Here is a 23,584-nt window from a genome sequence, read left to right as displayed (position 1 = left end):
GCAGGGCGCCACGCCTTCAGACAAAGATAAAATCGCTTTGGTCAATATCGGCCAGCTTCGCGCCCGCGATCTCGATCGTGGTCAGCGTGGCACCCCAGCTGAACGACACCTCAACCCCGGCATCGGTCTGCTTGCGGCTCAGCCCCCACCAGTTGGTGCCGCTGATTTCGATCTTATCCAGCCCGTCTTGCCAGTCATTGATTCGCGACCAATCATCGCCGCGCGCAAAGACGAACACATCGGCATTCGTCCCGCCCCATAGCTGGTCATTGCCCGCCCCGGCGATCAGCCGGTCGCGCCCCGCACCGCCATAGAGGCTGTCATTGCCATTGCCGCCCGACAGCGTATCATCACCCGACCCGCCATAGAGCCGGTCCTGCCCGTCGCCGCCGAACAACTGATCCGCGCCGGTGTCGCCATAAATCAGGTCATTGCCCGCATCGCCATAGAGCATATCCGCGTCGGAACCGCCGCGCAGCGTGTCATTCCCGTTGCCACCATAGAGCGTATCCCGGCCCGTGCTGCCTTCCAACAGATCCGCGCCATTGCCACCATAGAGCTGGTCATTCCCAGCCCCGCCAAACAGCCGATCGTTGCCTTCGCCGCCGAACAGCCGGTCATTGCCGCCGCGCCCCATCAGCACGTCATTGCCGCCCAACCCGCTGAGGACATTGGCGCTGTCATCGCCGGTCACGCGGTCATGGCCGGAGCCGGTCATGACGTTGTTGATCTCGCGGATGGTGTCGAGGCCTTCGCCGGTATTTTGGGCCGTCGTGACGGCCAGCGACACCGTGATATTCGCCGAGGTGTTGAACCGCACGGTATCCACGCCCGCACCGCCAAAGATCAGATCGTCGCCCGCCCCGCCCAGCAGCGTGTCGTTGCCGTCGCCACCATAGAGGCTGTCATTGCCAGCACCGCCTTCGAGCCAGTCGTTATGCGCACCGCCGAACAGCCTGTCATTGCCGGTCCCGCCATACAAATGATCGCTGGCCGATCCGCCCGACAGGCGGTCATTGCCCGAACCGCCATAGAGGCTGTCGCGGCCGGTTCCGCCGAATAGCTGATCATCGCCCGCGCCGCCATACAGCAGGTCGCCGCCCGCACCGCCATACAGTTCATCGTTGTCCGCGCCGCCATACAGCGCGTCATTGCCGCCGCCGCCATAGATCACGTCGTTGCCCGCGCCACCATACAGGCTGTCATTGCCCGCGCGCCCGTCCACGCGGTCATTGCCGTCGCCGCCATAAAGCTGGTTGGCCTGACCATCGCCTCGGATCGTGTCATTGCCGCGCCCTGTGATCACATTTTCGATCGATACCAGCGTATCCCAGCCCGACGACCGCGTATTCTGCCGACCCGTGATTGCCAGATCCACAACGGTGTTGGCAGTGCTGGTATATTCGGCGGTGTCGTTGCCTGCGCCGCCGTCCAGAATGTCATCGCCACTGCCGCCGATCAGGGTGTCGTCGCCCTCATACCCGAACAGGGTGTCATTCCCCGCCCCGCCGACCATGCGGTTCGCCCCTTCATAGCCGTGCAATTCATCCGCCCCCGAGGTGCCGGTCACATTGCGTTGGTCCGACACCACGCGCAGTTTAAAGTCCCCCATCGACCCGCGCGAACCTGACACGGCGATCAAATAATCGCCGGTTGCATCGGGATCATACCGAATGAACGGATTTTTACTGCCCCACGTGTAATCCAGCCGCTGCCCATGGATATCATACAGGGTCACGATGTGGTCGCCGATACCGCCGGTGCCGGACATCTCCATCCCGTCAATATAATATTTTGTTCCCGCATTCAGCCGGACTTTGTACCAGTCCTGATCGACCACGCTGTCAATCCGACCTTTAATCGCATGGCCCGACAGCGCGACCGCGCCGGTCAGAACGTCGCCGCGCACCGTGTCGCGCTGATCCGTGTGGACGCGGAAATTGCCTTCACCGTTCGACACGGACAGGAAATAAGTGCCGCTTCTGGCGACATTGACCCCCAGATCGCCGCCCGTGCTGACACTGCTGCTGCTGACACCGGACGCGACGCTGCCATCGGCATTCCGCAGGGTGATACGGGCATTTGAGCCAACCGGTGTCGTGCCATCACCGGTCAGCCGGAAATTCGCCGACAAGCCTTCGGTCAGGGTGACGCGATACCAGTCGGCATCGCCCGCCACATCCAGCTTGCCCGTGGTCACCCCATTTCGCACCAGACGCGCCGTGGTCAGCGTGTCGTCGCGCACCGTATCGCTCATGACGGCATTGATTTGGAAATTGCCGACATCGCTGGCACCGAAATAAGTGGCCGCATTGACGTAATATTCGCCCGTCGTCGTTACGCGATAGGTCAGCGTGCCGCCGCCTAAGCCGACGTCTGAGCTGTCCTCGGCGCGGTGTCCGGACCCATCCATCAGGTATAGGCGTCCGCCCCGCGCGGTGTCCGTTGTGCCGTCACCGGTCAGGCGGAACCCATAGGTCAGCCCCTCGGTCAGAGTGACACGATACCAATCGGAATCGCCCGCAACGTCCAGCCGCCCAGACGTGACGCCGTTCACGGTCAGCGCCGCATTGGTCAGCGTGTCGTTGCGGACGGTGTCGGTCATCACCGAATGAATCTGGAAATTGCCGACATCGCTGGCACCGTAATAGGTGGCCACATTGACGTAATAATCTCCCGTCGTTCCAACACGATAGTTCAGTTGACCGCCTAAACCGACGTCTGAGCTGCCCCCGGCGCGCTGACCCGAGCTGTCCATCAGATACAGACGCCCACCCCGTGCCGTGTCCGTGGTGCCATCGCCGGTCAGACGAAAGCCATAGGACAGCCCTTCGGTCAGGGTCACGCGATACCAATCGGCATCTCCCGCGACATCCAACCGCCCCGCGGTGACGCCGTTCACGGTCAGCGCCGCATCGGTCAGCGTGTTGTTGCGGACGGTGTCGGTCATCACCGAATGAATCTGGAAATTGCCGACATCGCTGGCACCGTAATAGGTGGCCACATTGACGTAATAATCTCCCGTCGTTCCAACACGATAGTTCAGTTGACCGCCTAAACCGACGTCTGAGCTGCCCCCGGCGCGCTGACCCGAGCTGTCCATCAGATACAGACGCCCACCCCGTGCCGTGTCCGTGGTGCCATCGCCGGTCAGGCGGAAGCCATAGGACAGCCCTTCGGTCAGGGTGACGCGATACCAGTCGGAATCGCCCGCGACATCCAACCGCCCGGACGTGACGCCATTGCGCACAACCGACGCCGTCGTCGTCGTGTTATTGACAACTCTGTCATCCATATTTGTGTGGATGATATAATTGCCTAACTGAGATCCCCCAGAAACATTAACGAAATAATCGGCGTTGCGCTGCGAGGTGAAATTCAGCCGCGATTGGAACGAATAGGCCGGTGACAGCCCATCCAGCCGGCTGCCGTCACTGTCCATCATTCGCGTGTAGGCCGTGCGATCTGGCACAGAATCAGGCGTGCCGTCCCCGGTCAGCCACACTGAATAGGCCAGCCCAGGCTGAACCTTTAGCCGGTACCAATCCGAGTCATCTTGAAAGTCAATGCGCCCGCGCGTTTGGCCGGTTTGGGAAATGCGGGCTGTTGTGGTCGTATCACCGGGAATCAGGGTCATGTGACTGTCCTTAGACAAGAAGGTGGTTAAATTAACGATCAGGTGAAGGCTTGTGCAAAGCAAGCGAAATTAACCGGGCCGAGGCGTTTTCCTGACCGCTGTGGCACAGCCGTGCCGCATGGGCGTGATCACACGCTGAAATCTTGTGATCACATTTGACAATATATCACCATTTTTAGGTAATTTGCAGGGAAAAAGGGTTTTGCTTTGGCGCGCAGATGTGGCAACACAACCCAAATCTGTCGAACCGAACGAGGGGGTCGCGATGAATATCCACGAATATCAGGCCAAGGCGCTGCTGCGCCAATACGGCGCGCCGGTCAGCGAAGGCCGCATCGTCATGAAAGCGGACGAAGCGAAAACCGCTGCGGGCGAAATGGAAGGCCCGCTGTGGGTCGTTAAGGCGCAAATCCACGCCGGCGGCCGCGGCAAAGGCAGCTTCAAAGAGGCTGAGGCCGGCGAAAAAGGCGGCGTCCGTCTGGCGAAATCGGTGGAAGAAGCCGAAGAACTGACCAAACAAATGCTGGGCCGCACGCTGGTCACGCACCAAACCGGCCCCGCCGGGAAACAGGTCAACCGCATCTATATCGAAGACGGTTCCGACATTGAACGCGAACTGTATCTGGCCCTGCTGGTGGATCGCGCCACGTCGCGCGTGTCGTTTGTCGCTTCGACCGAAGGCGGCATGGACATCGAAGAAGTGGCCGAACACACCCCGGAAAAAATCGTCAGCTTCAGCGTCGATCCGGCCTCGGGCCTGTCCGATTTCCACGGCCGCCGCGTGGCCTTTGCGCTGGGTCTGGAAGGCGCGCAGGTGAAACAATGCGTCGCTTTGGTCAAAAACCTGTATCGCCTGTTCATCGAAAAAGACATGGAGATGCTGGAGATCAACCCGCTGATCGTCATGAAAGACGGCAATCTGAAATGTCTGGACGCGAAAATGGGCTTTGACAACAACGCCCTGTATCGTCAGCCCGACATCATGGCGCTGCGCGACGAAACCGAAGAAGACCCCAAAGAACTGGCCGCGTCGAAATTCGACCTGAACTATATCGCACTGGACGGGGAAATCGGCTGCATGGTGAACGGCGCCGGTCTGGCCATGGCCACCATGGACATCATCAAGCTGTTCGGCGCGGAACCGGCCAACTTCCTGGATGTCGGCGGCGGCGCGACCAAAGAAAAAGTGACCGAAGCGTTCAAGATCATCACCAGCGACCCGAATGTCAAAGGCATTCTGGTGAACATCTTTGGCGGCATCATGCGCTGCGACATCATCGCCGAAGGCATCATCGCCGCCGTGAAAGAGGTGGGCCTGCAAGTTCCGCTGGTCGTCCGCCTGGAAGGCACGAATGTTGAAAAAGGCAAACAAATCATCGCTGACAGCGGTCTGAACGTGATCGCCGCCGACGACCTGCGCGATGGCGCGGAAAAAATCGTCAAGGCAGTGAAGGGGTAAGAAGCATGGCCGTTCTGGTTAACAAAGACACCAAAGTTATCTGCCAAGGGATCACCGGGTCTCAGGGCACGTTCCACACCGAACAGGCGATCGCCTATGGCACCAAAATGGTCGGCGGTGTCACGCCGGGCAAAGGTGGCAGCGAACATCTGGGCCTGCCGGTGTTTAACAGCGTCCACGAAGCCGTGGCGAAAACCGGCGCGAATGCGACCGCGATCTATGTGCCGCCGCCCTTCGCCGCCGATTCCATTCTGGAAGCCATCGACGCCGAAATCCCGCTGATCGTTGCGATCACCGAAGGCATCCCGGTTCTGGACATGATGCGCGTCAAACGCGCGCTGCTGAACAGCAATTCCAGGCTGATCGGCCCGAACTGCCCCGGCATCATGACCCCCGACGAATGCAAAATCGGCATCATGCCGGGCAGCATTTTCCGTCGCGGCTCGGTCGGCGTTGTGTCGCGTTCCGGCACCCTGACCTATGAGGCGGTGAAGCAGACCTCGGATGTGGGGCTGGGCCAGTCGAGCGCGGTCGGCATCGGCGGCGACCCGATCAAGGGCATGGAACATATCGACGTGCTGAAGCTGTTCCTGGATGATGACGAAACCGAAAGCATCATCATGATCGGCGAAATCGGCGGTTCCGCCGAAGAAGAAGCCGCCGAGTTCCTGGCCGAACAGAAACGCAAGGGCAAATGGAAACCGACCGCTGGTTTCATCGCGGGCCGCACGGCACCTCCGGGTCGCCGCATGGGCCATGCGGGCGCCATCGTTTCGGGCGGCAAAGGCGACGCGGAATCCAAGATCGAGGCGATGAAAAAAGCCGGGATCGTGGTTGCCGACAGCCCCGCCGGTCTGGGCGAAGCCGTTCTGAAAGCGATCAAAGGCTGATAATTGACAGCGCCGCCCTCTGGCCTAAGCTGGGGGGCGGCGGATTAAACATCATGGCGGGCAATGGACAGGCACAAATACCACGCAATGAATACCGCAGCGGCGCGACCCGCCGCGTTCTGCGTTGCGTCGCCCCTGCCCGCCCGCTTGACCCAGTTTTTCCATGCACCCGGTTGCGCGACAGGCGTTCGATTTCGGGGTGTTGCGCCGATCTGCCCCATCCACGGGGGCGCGCGATGATCCGCCCCGTGACCATGATCGCGCTGATGACGCTGGCGGCCTGTGGCAGTCGCATGACCGATGATGTGCTGCGCGGCGGCGTTCCTGCGCGCACCGATCTGCATCAGGCCACCGGATTGCCGCCCGCATCCGTGCGCACCGTGGCGCGGCGCGATTTCGGCTGGCGCGTGATCTATCGCCCCGACCTTGCCCCCGCCAATGCCGAAAGCGTTGCGGCTGTGGCGCTGTGCCGTCTGGAACGCCGCGCGCCGTTGCGTGTTCAACAATTGTCCCGAACCGACCCGACCGCCGATCCCGGCGCGCGGATGTTTGATATTTACTGTGCGTGATGCACTCTAACCGCCCTGACAGGGGACCAGATATGACCGACCAGCCCAAAAATACCGATTTCCACGATTCGTCGTTCCTGCAAGGCCATAACGCGGCCTATGTGGAACAGCTTTATGGCCAGTGGGCCAAAAATCCGGCTGCGGTCGATCAGGCGTGGGATGCGTATTTCCGGGGTCTGGGCGATGACACCGCCGACGCCGTGCGTCAGGCCGAGGGTCCCAGCTGGAAACGCGCCGATTGGCCGCCTCTGCCCGGCGATGACATGACCGCCGCGCTGACCGGCGAATGGCCGATGGCGTCGAAATCCGAAGCGACCGCCGCGATGAAGAAAATCGCCGCCAAGGCCGAAGAAAAAGGCGTCACTCTGACCGAAGACCAGATGCGTCAGGCGGTTCTGGACAGCATCCGTGCGCTGATGCTGATCCGCGCTTATCGGATCCGCGGGCATCTGCACGCCAATCTGGACCCGCTGGGGATGCGCAGCGTTCCCGATCATGGCGAATTGAAGCCGGAAACCTACGGCTTTGGCCCCGGCGATCTGGACCGCCCGATCTTTATCGACAACGTGCTGGGGCTTGAGGTGGCGACGATCCGCCAGATCAAGGACCTGATGGACCGCACCTATTGCGGCACATTTGCCCTGCAATACATGCATATTTCCGACCCCGAAGAAGCCGGCTGGCTGAAAGAACGGATCGAAGGATATGGCAAAGAAATCCAGTTCACCCGCGAAGGCCGCCGCGCCATCCTGAACAAACTGGTCGAGGCTGAAGGCTTCGAAAAGTTCTTGCATGTCAAATATATGGGGACCAAACGCTTCGGTCTGGACGGGGGCGAGGCGCTGATCCCCGCCATGGAACAGATCATCAAACGCGGCGGCGCTTTGGGCGTTAAGGAAATCGTTGTCGGGATGCCGCACCGGGGCCGTCTGTCGGTTCTGGCCAATGTGATGGGCAAACCCTATCGCGCGATTTTCCACGAATTCCAGGGCGGCAGTTTTAAGCCCGAAGATGTGGACGGTTCCGGTGACGTGAAATATCACCTTGGCGCGTCCAGCGACCGCGAATTTGACGGCAACAGTGTTCACCTGTCGCTGACCGCGAACCCCTCGCACCTCGAAGCGGTGAACCCTGTGGTGCTGGGCAAGGCCCGCGCCAAGGGCGATCAGCTGGGCGACACCACCGACCGCACCAGCGTTCTGCCGATTTTGCTGCATGGCGACGCGGCCTTTGCCGGTCAGGGCGTTGTGGCAGAATGTCTGCAATTGTCGGGGATTCGCGGCCACAAAACCGGCGGCACGATCCATATTGTCGTGAACAACCAGATCGGTTTCACGACCGCGCCGCATTTCAGCCGCACCTCGCCCTATCCGACCGACATCGCCCTGATGGTCGAGGCGCCGATCTTCCACGTGAACGGCGACGACCCCGAAGCGGTGGTTCACGCCGCCAGGGTGGCGACCGAATTCCGGCAGAAATTCCACAAGGATGTGGTGCTGGACATCTTCTGTTATCGCCGCTTTGGCCATAACGAAGGCGATGAGCCGATGTTCACCAACCCTGCGATGTATACCCGCATCAAGGGTCACAAGACCACGCTGCAACTTTATACCGACCGGCTGGTTGCCGACGGCCTGATCCCCGAGGGCGAGATCGAGGATATGAAAGCCGCGTTTCAGGCACACCTGAACGAGGAATTCGAAATCGGCCGCAACTTCAAGCCGAACAAGGCCGACTGGCTGGACGGTAAATGGGCCGGTCTGGCGCGCGAGGGGGCGGAATATGTCGCCGGTGAAACCGGCATTTCCGCCGAAACCATGGCCAGCATCGGCCGTGCCCTGACCACGCCGCCCAGCGACATCGCCCTGCACAAGACCGTCGGCCGCCTGCTGGACGCCAAAAAGGCCATGTTCGAATCCGGGCAGGGCTTTGACTGGGCAACTGGCGAGGCTTTGGCATTCGGCAGCCTGCTGACCGAAGGCAACGGCGTCCGCCTGTCGGGGCAGGATTGCGCGCGCGGCACCTTCAGCCAGCGGCATTCGGCCTTTGTCGATCAAAAGACCGAGGAACGCTATTATCCGCTGAACAACATCGCCGAGGGTCAGGCGCAATACGAAGTCATCGACTCGATGCTGTCGGAATATGCGGTGCTGGGTTTCGAATATGGCTATTCGCTGGCCGAACCCAACACGCTGACCCTGTGGGAAGCGCAGTTCGGCGACTTTGCCAACGGCGCGCAGATCATGTTCGACCAGTTTATCAGCTCGGGCGAAAAGAAATGGCTGCGGATGTCGGGGCTGGTCATGCTGCTGCCCCATGGTTTTGAAGGTCAGGGGCCGGAACATTCCTCCGCGCGTCTGGAACGCTTCCTGCAAGCCTGCGCCGAAGATAACTGGATCGTCGCGAACTGCACCACGCCCGCGAACTATTTCCACATCCTGCGCCGTCAGTTGCATCGCAGCTTCCGCAAACCGCTGGTGCTGATGACGCCGAAATCGCTGCTGCGTCATCCGCAGGCTGTCAGCAAGGCCGACGATTTCCTGACCGGTTCGACCTTCCACCGCGTGTTGTGGGATGACGCCGAACAGCGTGATGGCACCACCCGTCTGGTCGCGGATGACAAAATGCGCCGCGTCGTGATTTGTTCGGGTAAGGTCTATTATGACCTGCTGAAGGCACGCGACGAAGCCGGGATCACCGATGTGTATCTGCTGCGTCTGGAACAATTCTATCCGTTCCCCGCGCAGTCGATGGTCAAGGAACTGTCGCGGTTCAAACAGGCCGAAATCATCTGGTGCCAAGAGGAACCGAAAAACCAAGGCGCGTGGACCTTTGTTGAACCCAATATTGAATGGGTTCTGGACCGCATCGGGGCCGATCACAAACGCGCCCGCTATGCCGGTCGGAACGCGGCGGCCTCGGTCGCCACGGGTCTGGCCAGCCGCCACAAAGCCGAACAGGAATCGCTGGTCGCCGACGCCTTGGGTCTGGGGGATCAGGGATGACAACCCCCGTCCGCGTTCCCACGCTTGGCGAATCCGTGACCGAAGCGACGGTCGCCACCTGGTTCAAGCAACCGGGTGATGCTGTCGCCGTCGATGACATGCTGTGCGAACTGGAAACCGACAAAGTCACGGTCGAGGTTCCCAGCCCTGCCGCCGGTATTCTGGCCGACATCGCCGCCCCCGAAGGTGCGACGGTCGGACCCGATGCCGTTCTGGCGCATATTTCTGCTGCGGGGGCTGTCCCCGCCCCCACCAAACAGGCCGCGCCCACGGCCGACAAGACCCCGGAAGGACAAAAGATGAGCGGCAAATCCGTTGACGTAATGGTTCCCACGCTTGGCGAAAGCGTGACCGAGGCGACCGTGGCCACCTGGTTCAAACAGGTTGGCGATACCGTGGCCGCCGATGAAATGCTGTGCGAACTGGAAACCGACAAGGTCTCGGTCGAGGTTCCGGCCCCAGCCGCCGGCGTTCTGGCCGAAATTCTGGCACAGGAAGGCGACACCGTGGACGCCAAGGCGCGTCTGGCGATCATCACCGAAGGCGCTGCCGGTGCCGCCCCCGCGCAAAAACCCGAAGGCAGCCCCGCGCAGGCCGAACAGGTGCAGTCGCCCGGCGCCGGTCCCGAACAGCTGACCCCGCGCAGCGACGTGGAAGATGCGCCGTCGGCCAAACGCGCCATGGCCGAACAGGGCATCAGCCGCGATCAGGTTCAGGGCTCGGGTCGCGACGGTCGCGTGATGAAGGATGACGTCGCCCGCGCCGCATCCGCACCGCGCGCTGCCACCCCCGCCGCTCCGGCGGGCGACCGCGAAGAACGCGTGAAAATGACCCGCCTGCGTCAGACCATTGCCCGCCGCCTGAAAGACGCGCAAAACACCGCGGCAATGCTGACCACCTATAACGAAGCCGATATGTCCGGCATCATGGGTCTGCGCAACGAATACAAAGATGCCTTTGAAAAGAAACACAAAGTCAAGCTGGGCTTTATGTCCTTCTTTGTCAAAGCCTGCTGCCACGCCCTGAAAGAAGTCCCCGAGGTGAACGCCGAAATCGACGGCACCGATGTGGTTTACAAAAACTTCGTCAACATGGGTGTTGCGGTTGGCACGCCCACGGGTCTGGTCGTTCCGGTCCTGCGCGACGCCGATCAGAAATCCTTTGCCGCGATTGAAAAAGAAATCGCGGAACTGGGCGCCAAAGGCCGCGACGGCAAACTGACTATGGACGAAATGCAGGGCGGCACCTTCACCATCTCGAATGGCGGTGTGTATGGCTCGCTGATGTCGTCGCCGATCCTGAACCCGCCGCAATCGGGTATTCTGGGGATGCACAAAATTCAGGATCGCCCGGTCGTCGTCAAAGGTGAAATCGTCATCCGCCCGATGATGTATCTGGCGCTGTCCTATGACCACCGCATCGTTGACGGCAAAGGCGCCGTGACCTTCCTCGTCCGCGTCAAAGAGGCGCTCGAGGATCCGCGCCGCCTGCTGATGGATCTGTAAACCCAACCGGGGCGGCATCAGCCGCCCCTTTCGCCACAGGAAAGGACCACCACCATGCAGATGATCGTCCATTATGCCCTGACGGATTACGACCAATTCAAAGCGGCCTTTGACAACGACGCCGAAGACCGCAGCCTGAACGGGCTATCCGTGCTGCAACTGTGGCGCGAAGAGACCGGCGATGCCTGGGCGCTGTTCAACGTGACCGATGCCAAAGCCGCGCGCGACTATCTGGATGGCAGCGCCACGGTCTTCAACAATCAGGCCGGGGTGACCTCGACCGATTATCACCTTGTTAAGACGGCCTAAATGACTGCGGAACTGACCGTTCTGGCACTGGCGGCGCTGTGGCAGGCGGTGCAAATCGCTGTCGCTGGCGTTGCTCAAAACCGCGATACCGGGGTGGACTGGAACCTCGGTCCGCGCGACCGTGCGCCCGACCTGTCACCGCTGACCGGACGCCTGCGCCGCGCCGTTTCCAACCACTTTGAATCGCTGATCTTTTTCACGATCGCGGTTGTGGTGGTGACGCAAAGCGGCGCGGCCTCGGCCATCACAACGATGGCCGCATGGCTCTATCTGGTGGCGCGGCTGCTGTATCTGCCCGCCTATGCCTATGGCTGGAAGCCGTGGCGGTCGGTGATTTGGGCGGTTGGCTTTGGCGCCACCCTGCTGATGCTGGGCGCGGCGCTGTTATCTTCTGTGTAAAAATATCCCGCGGGGGTCCGGGGGCGCGAAGCCCCCGGCGCGGGCCAAGAAAAGGAACGTTTGATGTATGATCTGATCGTGATTGGCGCGGGTCCGGGTGGCTATGTCTGCGCGATCCGCGCGGCGCAGCTGGGCCTGAAGGTCGCCTGCGTCGAGGGGCGCGACACGCTGGGCGGCACCTGCCTGAATGTGGGCTGCATCCCGTCCAAGGCCCTGCTGCATGCCAGCCATATGCTGCACGAAACCCATGAAAACTTTGAAAAAATGGGTTTGACCGGCGCGCATGTCACGGTCGATTGGGACAAGATGCAGGGCTATAAGACCGAAACGGTCGGCGGCAACACCAAAGGCATCGAATTCCTGTTCAAAAAGAACAAAGTCGATTGGCTGAAAGGCTGGGCCACGATCGAGGCACCGGGCAAGGTCAAGGTTGGCGACACCGTTCACGACACGAAAAACATCGTCATTGCAACGGGTTCGGCCCCGGCGGCGCTGCGCGGCGTGGATGTGGACAACGATCAAGGCGTGATCGTGGATTCGACCGGCGCATTGGCGTTGAAAAAGATCCCCGCTTCGATGGTCGTGATCGGCGCGGGCGTGATCGGGCTGGAACTGGGTTCGGTCTATGCGCGTCTGGGCGCGGATGTGACCGTGATCGAATATCTGGACATCGTGGCCCCCGGCATGGACGCTGAGGTTCAGAAGCAGTTCCAGAAAATGCTGGCGAAACAGGGCCTTAAATTCGTGATGGGCGCGGCGGTTCAGTCGGCAAATGTGGACGGCGATCAGGCGACCGTCACCTATGGCCTGAAAAAAGGTGGCGATGAACAGACCATCACCGCCGATTGCGTGCTGGTGGCGACGGGCCGCCGTCCGTTTGTGGATGGCTTGGGGCTCGACAAGGTCGGCGTGGCGATGACCGATCGCGGTTTCGTTCAGATCAACGATCATTGGGCAACCAATGTTCCGGGGATCTATGCCATCGGCGACGCGGTTCCCGGCCCGATGCTGGCCCACAAGGCCGAAGACGAAGGCATGGCCGTGGCTGCCGTGATCGCGGGCAAACATGGCCATGTGAATTACGGCGTGATCCCCGGCGTGATCTATACCACCCCCGAAGTGGCCAGCGTCGGCCTGACCGAAGAGGCCGCCAAAGCCAGTGGGCGCAAGGTGAAAACTGGCAAATTCCCGTTCATGGGCAATGCCCGCGCCAAGGCGCAGTTTCAGGGCGAAGGCTTTGTGAAACTGATCGCGGATGCCGAAACCGACCGGATTCTGGGCTGCCACATCATCGGCCCGTCGGCCGGTGATCTGATCCATGAGGTTTGCGTGGCCATGGAGTTCGGCGCGTCGACCGAAGATCTGGCTCTGACCTGTCACGCGCACCCCACCGTGTCCGAAGCCGTGCGCGAGGCCGCACTGGCATGTGGAGACGGGGCCATCCATGCCTGACCTCACCGTTGGACGGGGGGCGTTGCCCCCCGACCCCCAGGATATTTCCGCACAGAAGAAGCTGGGCCGGCGCGCGATGATCTTGTCGGTGCTGGCCTTGGCGGCTTGTGGTGGTGGCGGCCGTGGTTCCGTGCAGCAGCCTGCCGGGTTGTTGCAAACGGGGCTGTATCCCAATGAAACGCCGGAACTGCGGCGGCAGATCAATTACTGGTCGCGGCATTATGGTGTGCCGTCCGAATTGGTGCATCGCGTGATTATTCGGGAATCGCGCCATCGTCCGGGCGCGCGGAACGGGCCGTATTACGGGTTGATGCAAATTCATCCCACGACTGCGCGGACCATGGGCTATCGCGGGCCGGATTCCGGTTTGTTGGATGCAAACACCAATCTGCAATATGCGGTGAAATATCTGCGTGGTGCGTGGATCGTCGCAGACGGCAATCCCGATGCGGCGGTTGGTTGGTATGCCCGCGGTTATTATTACGAGGCGCGGCGACGTGGTTTGTTAAAAGAAACCGGGTTGCGATCGTAAAAAAGGGGGCCAATCGGCCCCCTTTTCGCTGCGCGTCTTAGGCGCCTTTGTAAATATCGACCAGCTTTTGCAGCATGTCCAAGGCGTCTTCGCGCGACCGTTGGAAGCTGTTGCGACCGATGATCGACCCGTTGCCGCCGCCGTCGCGGATGGCGCGGGCGTCGTCATACACCGCGTCGGCGCCCTTGGCCGCACCACCCGAGAACACCACGATGCGGCGACCACCAAAGGCCGCCTGCATGCAATGTTCCACGCGCTTGGCTTGGGTCGAAACGTCGATCTGTTTGTCCTGATAGACCTTTTTCGCCTCGGGCAGTTCCAGATGGTCGGTGGACAGTTTGATCTTGATAATATGCGCGCCGATCAGCGCCGCGATTTGCGCCGCATAGGCCGCGATGTCGATGGCGGTTTCGCCGTCTTTGCTGATCGCTTCGCCACGCGGATAGGACCAGATCACGGTGGCCACGCCTTTGGCGGCGGCCTCTTGGCGCATGGCGCTGATTTCTTCGAACATATCCAAGGCCATATCGGAACCCGGATAGATCGTGAAGCCAATGGCCGAACAACCCAGACGCAGCGCGTCATCGACCGTCGCGGTGATCGCCTGATTTTTGCCGGCGGTGTCGGACATCAGGCTGTTGGCGCTGTTCACTTTCAGGATGGTCGGGATTTGACCGGCAAAGGTATCGGCGCCCGCCTCGATCATGCCCAAGGGCGCGGCATAGGCGTTCAGGCCCGCGTCAATCGCCAGTTGGTAATGATAATGCGGGTCATAGCCCGCCGGGTTCGGCGCAAAGGTCCGCGCGGGGCCATGTTCAAAGCCCTGATCGACGGGCAGAATAATCATTTTGCCGGTGCCAGCCAGTTTGCCGGTCATCATCATGCGGGCCAGCTGGGCTTTGACGCCCGGCGTTTCGCCTTCGTAATTGGCAAGGATACGGCGCACCGTGTCGGTCATTTGCATCGGAATATCTCCTTTTCGTTGCGGATTCACTAGTCATCCGGTGGGCCTCTGGCAACGCTGTTTGCGCCAACGGTGCAGCGTTAACGCATGGCGGGATCGTTAAAATTTTAATCACTATGTCCGGGCGTCGCGGCGCGGTTCTGGTAAGATCAGGTATCCCCAGATGGGGTCACGACCGGGCGGGACAGATTCGCCACCTGATCCGCAACCGGGCGTTACGCGAATGTGACGCTGGCGACGCCCGTATCAAGAACTGATGCGGTGAATTAAAAAGTGATTGGCGCCCTTGGCCCTGCCCGGACAGAAGCCGGTCAGCCGTCAGCGCGCAACAGGTGATGTGATGATTAGCACCAATATCGGCGGCGCGTCCCCAACGGTTGGTTGGGCCAAAAACACCGCCACCCCAGCGGCCAGCCAGACGGCCGAACAGCCCCCAGCCATTGGCAGCGACCAATGGATTCGCACCAGCTTTGACCGCGATCAGTATCTGGATTGGTTGCGGGGGGCGAAAACCTATGCCGCGGCGGCGGACACGACCGTGACCGCCCGAACGGGCGATGCGGCCTCGGCCGAGGACGGCGAGGCCAGCACGGCTGAGGTCAAGACCACGACCGAGGCGGCGAAGGCCGAAGAAACCGCCGCCAAGGAAAAGGCCGCGAACGGCGTCGGCAGCGATCAATGGGTCCGCAACAGTTGGGATCGTGGGTCGTATCTCAGTTGGCTTTTGGGGTCGGGCAATCGCGCGACCTATCCCGCGCCGGTTGCGGAAACGCCTGCGGTCGTGGATGATGCCGTGGTTGACGACACCCCGCCCGTGGCCGTGGCCCCCGCGCCGGTTAAAACGGACCCGGCCCCGGTTGTCGCTGACCCCAAGCCCGTCGCGACCGAGCCGGTCAAGACCGAACCCGCGCCCAGCCAGCCGGAACAGTCGACCCCCGCGCCAGCCCTCAAGGCCGGATATTATCGCGATAGTAAGGGGAACGTTTTCTATTACGACCCCAACCCGGCACCTCCTCCGCCGCCGCGCCGCACCGGCGGGCTGTTGGGCGGTCTTTTTGGATGGTAAGCAAAAGGGGGCGGCCCTGCGCCGCCCCCATCGTGATCAGTTTTTGGCAGCCAGCAGGGCCGCGACGCCGGGCAGGTCTTTGCCCTCCATCCATTCCAGAAACGCACCCCCTGCGGTCGAGATGAAGGTGAAATCATCCGCCGCGCCGGCTTTGTTCAGCGCCGCGACCGTATCGCCGCCTCCGGCGACCGAGATCAGCGCGCCGTCGCGGGTCAGACCTGCCGCCGCCTGCGCCGCCGCATTGGTGGCCGCGTCGAAGGGCGCGATTTCGAACGCGCCCAGCGGTCCGTTCCAGATCAGCGTGCGGCAATCAGCCATGGCGGCGCGCAGGGCGGCGACGGTGTCCGGCCCGGCATCCAGAATCATCGCATCCGCCGGGCATTGATCAACCGGCAGGGTCTCGTTCTCGGCCCCGGCCTTGAATTCGCGCGCCACGACAATATCGACCGGCAGGTGAATGGTGCAGCCGCCCTGCGCGGCCTTATCCATGATCGCGCGCGCGGTGTCGGCCATGTCGCGTTCGGCCAGCGATGCGCCGACCTCGACCCCTTTGGCAACAAGGAAAGTGTTTGCCATACCGCCGCCGATGACCAGATGATCGACCTTATCAATCAGGTTCATCAGCAGGTCCAGTTTCGTGGACACCTTGGCACCGCCCACCACGGCCATAACCGGGCGCTGCGGCGTGCCAAGCGCGGCATCCAATGCGGTCAGTTCGGCCTGCATCAGACGACCGGCACCGGCGGGCAACAGACGGGCCAGACCTTCAGTGGAGGCGTGCGCGCGATGCGCCGCCGAAAAGGCGTCATTGATATACGCTCCGCCCAAAGCCGCCAGAGACGCGGCAAAGATGGCGTCGTTTTTTTCCTCGCCTTCATGAAAACGGGTGTTTTCCAGCAGCGCGACATCGCCCGGTTGCAGCGCCGCAACCACCTGTTTCGCGGGGCCGCCGATGCAATCATCGGCAAAGGCCACCGGCTGACCCAGTGCGGTTTCCAATGCGGGCAGAATCTGGCGCAGGCTCATGCTGTCCACGCGCTTGCCCTTGGGGCGGTCGAAATGGGCCAGCAGAACCGGAATACCACCGGCGGCCTGAATATCTTTGACGGTCGGAACGATCTTTTCGATGCGGGTGGCGTCGGTCACGCGGCCATCCTGAACCGGGACGTTCACGTCCACGCGGGTCAGGACAACCTTACCGTTCAGGTCCAGATCGTCGATGCTGTTAAAATTGGCCATGTCGTTGTCCCTTGGGCTGTGGGTTTTGCCGGGTTGTCCCGCATGGTCGCGCGCGCGTCAAGCAGTGGTCACGGTTTCGCGCGTTGCGATTTGGCGCGCCACCCCCTACATCTGGCACAACCAAAACATCAGGAGGTCCGCATGGCCGAGATCAAAGATCCCGAAAACACCATCATCATCGAACTGAAAGATGGTCCCGTTGTGATTGAGCTGTTGAAAGACGTGGCCCCCAAACACACCGAACGGATGAAGGAACTGGCCCGCGCCGGTGCCTATGACAATGTGGCGTTTCACCGGGTGATTGACGGCTTTATGGCGCAGACCGGCGATGTGGCCCATGCGAATATGGAAAAGGGCTGGAACCCCGGCCGTGCAGGCACCGGCGCGTCGGATTTGCCCGATCTGCCCGCCGAATTTTCCAAACTGCCCCATGATCGCGGCACACTGGGCGCGGCCCGTTCGGCCAACCCCAACAGCGCCAACAGCCAGTTTTTCATCAATTTCAAGGATAACCATTTCCTGAACGGTCAATATACCGTTTACGGTCGCGTCCTGTCGGGGATGGAGTTTGTCGATAAAATCGTGCGCGGCGAACCGCCTGCACAGCCGGACCGCATGATCTCGGTCAAGGTGGCTGCCGATGCGTAAGATTGCCCTGATCCCCGCCCTGCTGGCGCTGTCGGCGCTGCCTGTGATGGCGCAGGATGCCGTGGACGGTCCCGGCCCGAATCTGGTGATCACCGTGGCCGATGCCTCGGGCGCGCCCAAAGGCACGATCACGCTGGACCTGCTGGAAGACGTGGCCCCGAACCATGTCGCGCGTCTGGTCGAACTGGCCGAAGCGGGCGATTACAACGGCGTCGTGTTTCACCGCGTGATTGACGGCTTTATGGCGCAGACCGGCGATGTGCGGCATGGCCGCGCCGATGGCGACACCAGCCGCGCCGGAACCGGCGGTTCGGACAAACCGAATCTGCGCGCTGAATTCAGCGATCTGCCGTTTGAACGCGGCACCGTCGGCATGGCCCGTTCGATGGACCCCGACAGCGCCAACAGCCAGTTTTTCATCAACTTCGCCCCGGCGCATTTCCTGAACGGAGAATACACCGTGATCGGGCAGTTGGTGGATGGCTGGGACGTGCTGGACAGCATCAAACGCGGCGATGCGCGCGCCAATGGCGCAGTGCGTGACCCCGATCAGATGCTGAGTGTCACGGTCGAACGCGCTGAATAATGAAAATACACAGAAAAGGGGGCCGCGCGCCCCCTTTTTCGCACTTGCGGCATTGGGGATCGCGGGCCTAATCTGCGGTCATGGATATGCGCACCATCACCAATGCCCACGAAATCACGCCCTCGGCCCCGATTACGCGGGCCAATCACGGCTGGCGGGCGAAATGCCTGCAACGCCTGATCCGCATGGGCCTGCCGGTGCCGCGCAGTTTTGCGATTGATTGCGAAACGGTTCAGGCGATTGCGCAGGGGCAGCGTCTGCCGGATGACTGTCTGAAGCCGGTCTTTGACGACGGCAGCGGGTTGGTGATTGTGCGCCCGTCCGCGATTTCGCCGGAATGGGGCGGGCCGGGAACGGTGATGTATGTCGGCGTGAACGATGCGCTGCACAGCCGGTTATGCGACAGCATCGGGCGCGATAATGCCGATGCGGTCTATCTGTCGTTTGTGCAAAACTATGCCATCCATATCGCGCGGCTGGACCCTGATATGTTCGCCCAAGACGGCCCCGAGGCTCTGCGCGACGCGCTGCGCTGTTACGCCGATGAAATGGACGAACCCTTTCCGCAGGATCCCGTCCGCCAACTGTCCGAGGTGTTGCGGTCCATGGCCCGCGCCTGGGACGGCCCGACCGCGCGCCTGCTGCGTCAGGCCAAAGGCGCGCCGCCCGACGCGCCGCTGGGGCTGGTGGTGCAGGAAATGGCACTGGCCTTGGGTCCGGGCCTGTGCGGCTCTGGCACGATCCAGTTTATCGACCCCGTGACCGGCAATCCCCGCGTGACGGGGCGTTTCCGCGAACAGCGCCATGGCGGCGCGGCGGGGGCTGGGGCGGAAACGCTGTATCTGACGCGCGATGATCGCGGCCCGTCGCTGGAGGGCATCGCCCCTTCGGTGTTCGCGGACCTTGCGCGGTTTGGCATTGCCGCGCGCGAACGCCTGCGCGAAGAAATGCAGATCGAATTTGTCCTGACCGCCGGGCAGATCACCTTGATCGACGCGGTGCGCACGGCGCGCAGTTCGCGCGCAAATGTCCGCGTGGCGGTGACTTTGGCCCGCGATGGCATCATCACCCCGTCCGAGGCGTTGATGCGCGTCGAACCCCGCGCCTTGGCCGAATTGCTGCATCATCAGGTGGACCCGCGCAGTCCTCGTGATGTGATCGCGCGCGGTATCAATGCCAGCCCCGGCGCGGCCACCGGGCGGATCGTGTTCACCGCTGCCGCCGCGCAGGCCGCGCAGGCGCGTGACGAATCCTGTATTCTGATCCGCCGCGAAACCGTCCCCGAAGATATTCGCGGGATGCACGCATCGGTCGCGGTTCTGACCGAACGCGGCGGCACGACCAGCCACGCCGCCGTGATCGCGCGCGGCATGGGTCTGCCCTGCATCGTGGGCGCCAGCGATATTCGTATCGACAGCCGCGCCCGCACTCTGCGCGCGGGGGGCCGCATCTTTCGCGAAGGCGAAGAAATCACCATCGACGGCACATCGGGCGAGGTCTTGGCCGGAGCCGCCACCCTGTTGCCCCCCGCCTTTGACGATTATTTCACGCAATTGCTGGACTGGGCCGATCAGGCGGGCGGCATCAAGGTGCGCGCCAATGCCGACACCCCCGAAGACGCCCGCGCCGCCCGCCGCTTTGGCGCGCGGGGCATCGGGCTGTGCCGGACCGAACATATGTTCTTTGACGGCGACCGTTTGCCAGCGATGCGGGAAATGATCTTTGCCAACACGCCCGACGATCGGCGGCTGGCCTTGGAACGCATTTTGCCAATGCAGCGCGCCGATTTTACCAGCCTGTTTGACATCATGGCGGGCCAGCCGGTGACGATCCGCCTGTTCGATCCGCCTTTGCACGAATTTCTGCCCCATGACCGCGAAGGTCTGCGCGAACTGGCCGAATCGCTGGACCTGCCTCTGTCCGACGTGACCCGCCGGGTCGAAGCCCTGTCCGAGTTCAACCCGATGCTGGGGATGCGCGGGGTGCGGCTGGGCATCACCGTGCCAGAGATTTACGACATGCAGGCCCGCGCGATCTTCGAGGCGACAATCGACGCGGGCCTGCGCGGCGCACCGGTGGTTCCCGAAATCATGATCCCGCTGGTCAGCGCCATGCGCGAAGTCGAACTGGTCAAAACCCGCATCGACGCCGTGGCGGCGGCGGTGCGCAACGAACGCCGCGCCGATTTCACCTATCGTCTGGGGGTGATGGTCGAAACGCCGCGCGCCGCGCTGCGGGCGGGGGATATTGCGCAACATTCCTGTTTTCTGTCGTTTGGCACAAACGACCTGACGCAGATGACCTATGGCCTGTCGCGCGACGATGCGGGGCGGTTCATGGGAACCTATGTCGGCCAGGGCGTCTATGCCGAAGATCCGTTTCATTATCTGGATCATGACGGCGTGGGGGAATTGCTGTTGATCGGGGCGCAGCGCGCGCGTGCGCAGGCGCCGGGAATCACGATCTCGGTTTGTGGGGAACATGGCGGCAATCCCGAATCCATCGGCTTCTGCCACGCCGCCGGGTTTGATTATGTGTCATGTTCGCCGTTTCGCGTCCCGGTTGCGCGATTGGCGGCGGCGCAGTCGGCGATTCGTGCGCAGATGGGTGATTCGGTCGAATAATTGACCAAAAAGCCAGTTAATTGGTTCCGATCCGGTCCTTTTTTGGGCGCTTTTGCGCCAAATCCTGCCACCTAGACGCGAATCGGGTGGCGGGTTCCCGCCCAAATCGGGTGTTTCGGGCCGGTTTTTGCGACCTCACATAAACCTGCATAGCGTCGGGGCAATCGAATTTCCTATCACCCACGCCAACAACGGCTGTGCTGCGTCATTTTGCGGCCCGGCTTTTACGGCCCGTTAATGGGTTGGGGATATAGGAACGATTATGCAAGTGTTTTCTTTCCGGCTGGCCCGATTCGCGTTTTGTGCCGCCATCAGTTTGATTATCACCGCCGAAACGGCGGTTGCCGGTGGGAACGGGTCGCTGTTCGGCGCCGGTCAGGGGATGATGGGCGCCGCCGGTGCCTCGCCCATGGTGCAGTCGCAGGCCACGCCGCTCTTGTTCTCCGCCGCGCCTCGCATCCGCGTCAAAGCCACGCCCGAGGTGATGGCCGAACAGGTTCAACTGGCCCGCACCAGCCGCGCCTATAGCCAGGCCGATCTGGATTGCATGACCGAGGCGCTGTATCACGAAGCCCGCGGCGAAGGTCGCGTCGGCCAAGCCGCCGTGGCCGAGGTGATCCTGAACCGCGTCGATGACCGCCGTTTTCCGTCCACCGTCTGCGGTGTGATTAACCAGCCGCGTCAGTTCAGCTATACCATTGGCGGGACGAAACCGATGCGGAACCAGACCGCCGTTCGTGTGGCGCGTCAGGTTGCGGAAAACGCGCTGTCGGGCGCTCCGCGTGAATTGACCGGGGGCGCGACCTATTTCCACACCCCCGCCGTGCGCCCGGCATGGTCGAACCGTTTTCAACGCACGGTGCAGATTGGCCGTCATATCTTTTACCGTCCGCATCAGCGCGTCGCCGCGAACTGACCTGCGGGGGCTTGCCCACGGCCCCGTTTTCGGATGAATGGCGGTATGGAACAGCCAGACCGCATTTTTCTGCGCGATCACGTTATTTCGGCCGAGATCGGCGCATTCCAATCTGAACGTGGCCGCGATCAGCGGCTGCGGTTTAACCTGACGGTTGATCTGCGCGACAGCGTGGCCGGTGCTGACGATCATGTGGACCGGATCCTGTCTTATGACGTGCTGACGCAGGCGGTCGATACAGCGCTGGCCGATCAACGCTATAATCTGGTGGAAACGCTGGCCGAAAAAATCGCGGCCGAGGTCTTGGCCCATCCCCGCGCCGCACGCATCGCTGTGACCGTGGAAAAGCTGGACCGGGGGCCGGGGGCGCTTGGCGTGTCGATTCTGCGTGACGCGGGCCGGGTGCAGGTCACGGGTGTTGACGCGCCGGTTCGGGTGCTGGTCTGGGGCCGCGATGTGGCTGTGCCGCCGGGGGCCGTGGTGATCGTGCCGGACGCGCCTGCCCTGCCCCTGCCATCGGGCGGGGATCAGCGGCGGATTACGCTGCTGGCATTGGATCAGGCGGCGTGGTCGCTGGCCGGGCAATTGGGCGTGGACGTGTCGGAAACCCGCACCGAACTGGACGCCGCCATTCATTCCGCGCATCCGACGATCTGGGCGCCCACCCGTCTGTGCGCCGACGCGCCCGAGGCTGGCGCGACTCCCGCCACCGTCGCGTTCTGGCTGGCGCAGCGGTTGGATGCGCAGCACATTGATTTCGCGACCGACACCCTGCCCGACGCGCCGCCGGGATTGCGCGCGACCATCGGGCGCGTGTGATGGATTATTTCCGTCCCATCCCGTCCGAACAGGGCCGCTGGCAACTGGCCGGGGGATGGGTGCGGTTTGACCGGCTGGAACATTTGCGCCGGGGCAAAGCGCCCGTCATCGTGGACCACGCCCCGGACGCGGTGATGGCCGCGCTGACCACGCCCCGCGCGCCGGTTCTGGGGCTGTCGATGGACCGCCCGCGCCTGATGGGGATTGTGAACGCCACGCCCGACAGCTTTTCCGACGGGGGCCGCTATGACCCGGCGACGCAGGCGCGGCGGCTGCTGGCGGATGGTGCCGATGTTCTGGACATCGGCGGCGAATCGACCCGCCCCGGCGCGGCCGAGGTTCCCGCAGACGACGAAATCGCCCGCATCACTCCGGCAATTACCGCGCTGCGGGACGCGCCTGTGTCGGTGGACACGCGCAAAGCATCGGTCGCGCAGGCCGCCATTCGGGCGGGCGCAGGGATGGTGAATGACGTGTCGGGGTTCGACTTTGACCCCGATATGGCCGCGACGGTCGCGGCGGCGGGCGTTCCCGTCTGCTTGATGCACGCCCAAGGCATCCCCGCCACCATGCAGGACAACCCGCACTATGACGACGTGTTGCTGGATGTGTATGACGCGCTGTCGGCGCGCGTGGCCCGCGCCGTCGCGGCAGGCATCCCGCGCGACCGGATTGTGATTGATCCCGGCATCGGATTTGGCAAAACGCAGGCGCATAACATTGCCATTCTGCGGCGGCTGTCGCTGTTTCACGCCCTGGGCTGCTCTATCCTGCTGGGCGTGTCGCGCAAACGGTTTATCGGCGCGATTGGCGAGGCGGATGAACCCGGCGATCGCGTTCCCGGCACGCTGGCCGTCACGCTGGCTGCCGTCGCGCAGGGGGTGCACATCCACCGCGTTCATGACATAATCGACCACAGCCAAGCCCTGAAACTGTGGGCTGCACTTCATATAGTCGAGACCTGA

The 23,584-nt window shown here is 62.3% G+C and carries 19 protein-coding genes; 16 read left to right on the top strand and 3 right to left on the bottom strand.

The features are described from left to right. Positions 1–16: 16 nt before the first annotated feature. On the bottom strand, positions 17–3,637 hold the full coding sequence (locus tag Q4G20_RS02210) for a calcium-binding protein (RefSeq protein WP_303341676.1): 3,621 nt from the start codon (positions 3,635–3,637) through the stop codon (positions 17–19). Positions 3,638–3,902: 265 nt separating this feature from the next. Here Q4G20_RS02210 and sucC point away from each other — a divergent pair, with 265 nt between their 5' ends. The 9 genes from sucC (at position 3,903) to Q4G20_RS02165 (ending at position 13,757) form a co-directional block, all read left to right on the top strand. After that, complete coding sequence (sucC, locus tag Q4G20_RS02205) at positions 3,903–5,096, top strand: ADP-forming succinate--CoA ligase subunit beta (RefSeq protein WP_303341674.1); 1,194 nt, start codon at positions 3,903–3,905, stop codon at positions 5,094–5,096. 5 nt (positions 5,097–5,101) lie between these two features. After that, the gene (gene sucD, locus Q4G20_RS02200) at positions 5,102–5,986 is read left to right on the top strand and encodes a succinate--CoA ligase subunit alpha (protein ID WP_303341672.1); all 885 of its coding nucleotides are present in this window, start codon (positions 5,102–5,104) and stop codon (positions 5,984–5,986) included. 236 nt (positions 5,987–6,222) lie between these two features. Continuing rightward, the gene (locus Q4G20_RS02195; protein ID WP_303341669.1) at positions 6,223–6,555 is read left to right on the top strand and encodes a hypothetical protein; all 333 of its coding nucleotides are present in this window, start codon (positions 6,223–6,225) and stop codon (positions 6,553–6,555) included. 32 nt (positions 6,556–6,587) lie between these two features. Continuing rightward, on the top strand, positions 6,588–9,560 hold the full coding sequence (locus tag Q4G20_RS02190; RefSeq protein ID WP_303341667.1) for a 2-oxoglutarate dehydrogenase E1 component: 2,973 nt from the start codon (positions 6,588–6,590) through the stop codon (positions 9,558–9,560). Further along, on the top strand, positions 9,557–11,065 hold the full coding sequence (gene odhB, locus Q4G20_RS02185; RefSeq protein WP_303341666.1) for a 2-oxoglutarate dehydrogenase complex dihydrolipoyllysine-residue succinyltransferase: 1,509 nt from the start codon (positions 9,557–9,559) through the stop codon (positions 11,063–11,065). The genes Q4G20_RS02190 and odhB overlap by 4 nt, the downstream gene beginning before the upstream one ends. Before the next feature lie 54 nt (positions 11,066–11,119). Then, positions 11,120–11,374, top strand: a complete 255-nt coding sequence (locus Q4G20_RS02180; RefSeq protein WP_303341664.1) for a hypothetical protein — start codon at positions 11,120–11,122, stop codon at positions 11,372–11,374. After that, positions 11,375–11,773 (top strand): MAPEG family protein, encoded by a 399-nt coding sequence (locus tag Q4G20_RS02175; RefSeq protein WP_303341662.1) that lies wholly within the window; start codon positions 11,375–11,377, stop codon positions 11,771–11,773. Between the two features lie 63 nt (positions 11,774–11,836). Next, a complete protein-coding gene (lpdA, locus tag Q4G20_RS02170; protein WP_303341660.1) occupies positions 11,837–13,225 on the top strand; it encodes a dihydrolipoyl dehydrogenase in 1,389 nt (462 codons plus the stop codon). 76 nt (positions 13,226–13,301) lie between these two features. Beyond that, positions 13,302–13,757: a lytic transglycosylase domain-containing protein gene (locus Q4G20_RS02165; RefSeq protein WP_303341900.1), complete on the top strand. Its 456-nt coding sequence runs from the start codon at positions 13,302–13,304 to the stop codon at positions 13,755–13,757. A gap of 37 nt (positions 13,758–13,794) precedes the next feature. Here Q4G20_RS02165 and Q4G20_RS02160 read toward each other — a convergent pair whose 3' ends face one another. Further along, a complete protein-coding gene (locus tag Q4G20_RS02160; RefSeq protein ID WP_303341658.1) occupies positions 13,795–14,721 on the bottom strand; it encodes a class I fructose-bisphosphate aldolase in 927 nt (308 codons plus the stop codon). 340 nt (positions 14,722–15,061) lie between these two features. On the opposite strand from Q4G20_RS02160, the gene Q4G20_RS02155 reads away from it, so the two are divergent. Then, positions 15,062–15,787: a hypothetical protein gene (locus Q4G20_RS02155; RefSeq protein ID WP_303341657.1), complete on the top strand. Its 726-nt coding sequence runs from the start codon at positions 15,062–15,064 to the stop codon at positions 15,785–15,787. Between the two features lie 36 nt (positions 15,788–15,823). Here the strand turns inward: Q4G20_RS02155 and pgk are convergent, their stop codons facing one another. Further along, a complete protein-coding gene (pgk, locus tag Q4G20_RS02150; protein WP_303341656.1) occupies positions 15,824–17,026 on the bottom strand; it encodes a phosphoglycerate kinase in 1,203 nt (400 codons plus the stop codon). A gap of 141 nt (positions 17,027–17,167) precedes the next feature. Here pgk and Q4G20_RS02145 point away from each other — a divergent pair, with 141 nt between their 5' ends. From Q4G20_RS02145 to folP, 6 genes are all read left to right on the top strand, one after another. After that, positions 17,168–17,674: a peptidylprolyl isomerase gene (locus Q4G20_RS02145; RefSeq protein ID WP_303341655.1), complete on the top strand. Its 507-nt coding sequence runs from the start codon at positions 17,168–17,170 to the stop codon at positions 17,672–17,674. Then, positions 17,667–18,260, top strand: coding sequence for a peptidylprolyl isomerase (locus tag Q4G20_RS02140; protein ID WP_303341654.1), 594 nt, complete (start codon positions 17,667–17,669; stop codon positions 18,258–18,260). Before Q4G20_RS02145 ends, Q4G20_RS02140 begins: the two co-directional genes overlap by 8 nt. Before the next feature lie 86 nt (positions 18,261–18,346). Beyond that, positions 18,347–20,884 carry a putative PEP-binding protein gene (locus Q4G20_RS02135; protein WP_303341652.1) on the top strand — a complete coding sequence of 846 codons (2,538 nt, stop codon included), beginning with the start codon at positions 18,347–18,349 and terminating at the stop codon, positions 20,882–20,884. 262 nt (positions 20,885–21,146) lie between these two features. Continuing rightward, the gene (locus tag Q4G20_RS02130; RefSeq protein WP_303341650.1) at positions 21,147–21,800 is read left to right on the top strand and encodes a cell wall hydrolase; all 654 of its coding nucleotides are present in this window, start codon (positions 21,147–21,149) and stop codon (positions 21,798–21,800) included. Positions 21,801–21,845: 45 nt separating this feature from the next. Beyond that, positions 21,846–22,619, top strand: a complete 774-nt coding sequence (locus Q4G20_RS02125; RefSeq protein WP_303341648.1) for a dihydroneopterin aldolase — start codon at positions 21,846–21,848, stop codon at positions 22,617–22,619. Further along, a complete protein-coding gene (gene folP, locus Q4G20_RS02120; protein ID WP_303341646.1) occupies positions 22,616–23,584 on the top strand; it encodes a dihydropteroate synthase in 969 nt (322 codons plus the stop codon). The genes Q4G20_RS02125 and folP overlap by 4 nt, the downstream gene beginning before the upstream one ends.

The organism is Paracoccus sp. (in: a-proteobacteria), assembly GCF_030538495.1.
In the GTDB taxonomy this organism is placed as follows: Bacteria; Pseudomonadota; Alphaproteobacteria; order Rhodobacterales; family Rhodobacteraceae; genus Paracoccus.
This window is presented reverse-complemented; position numbering and strand designations above follow the sequence as displayed.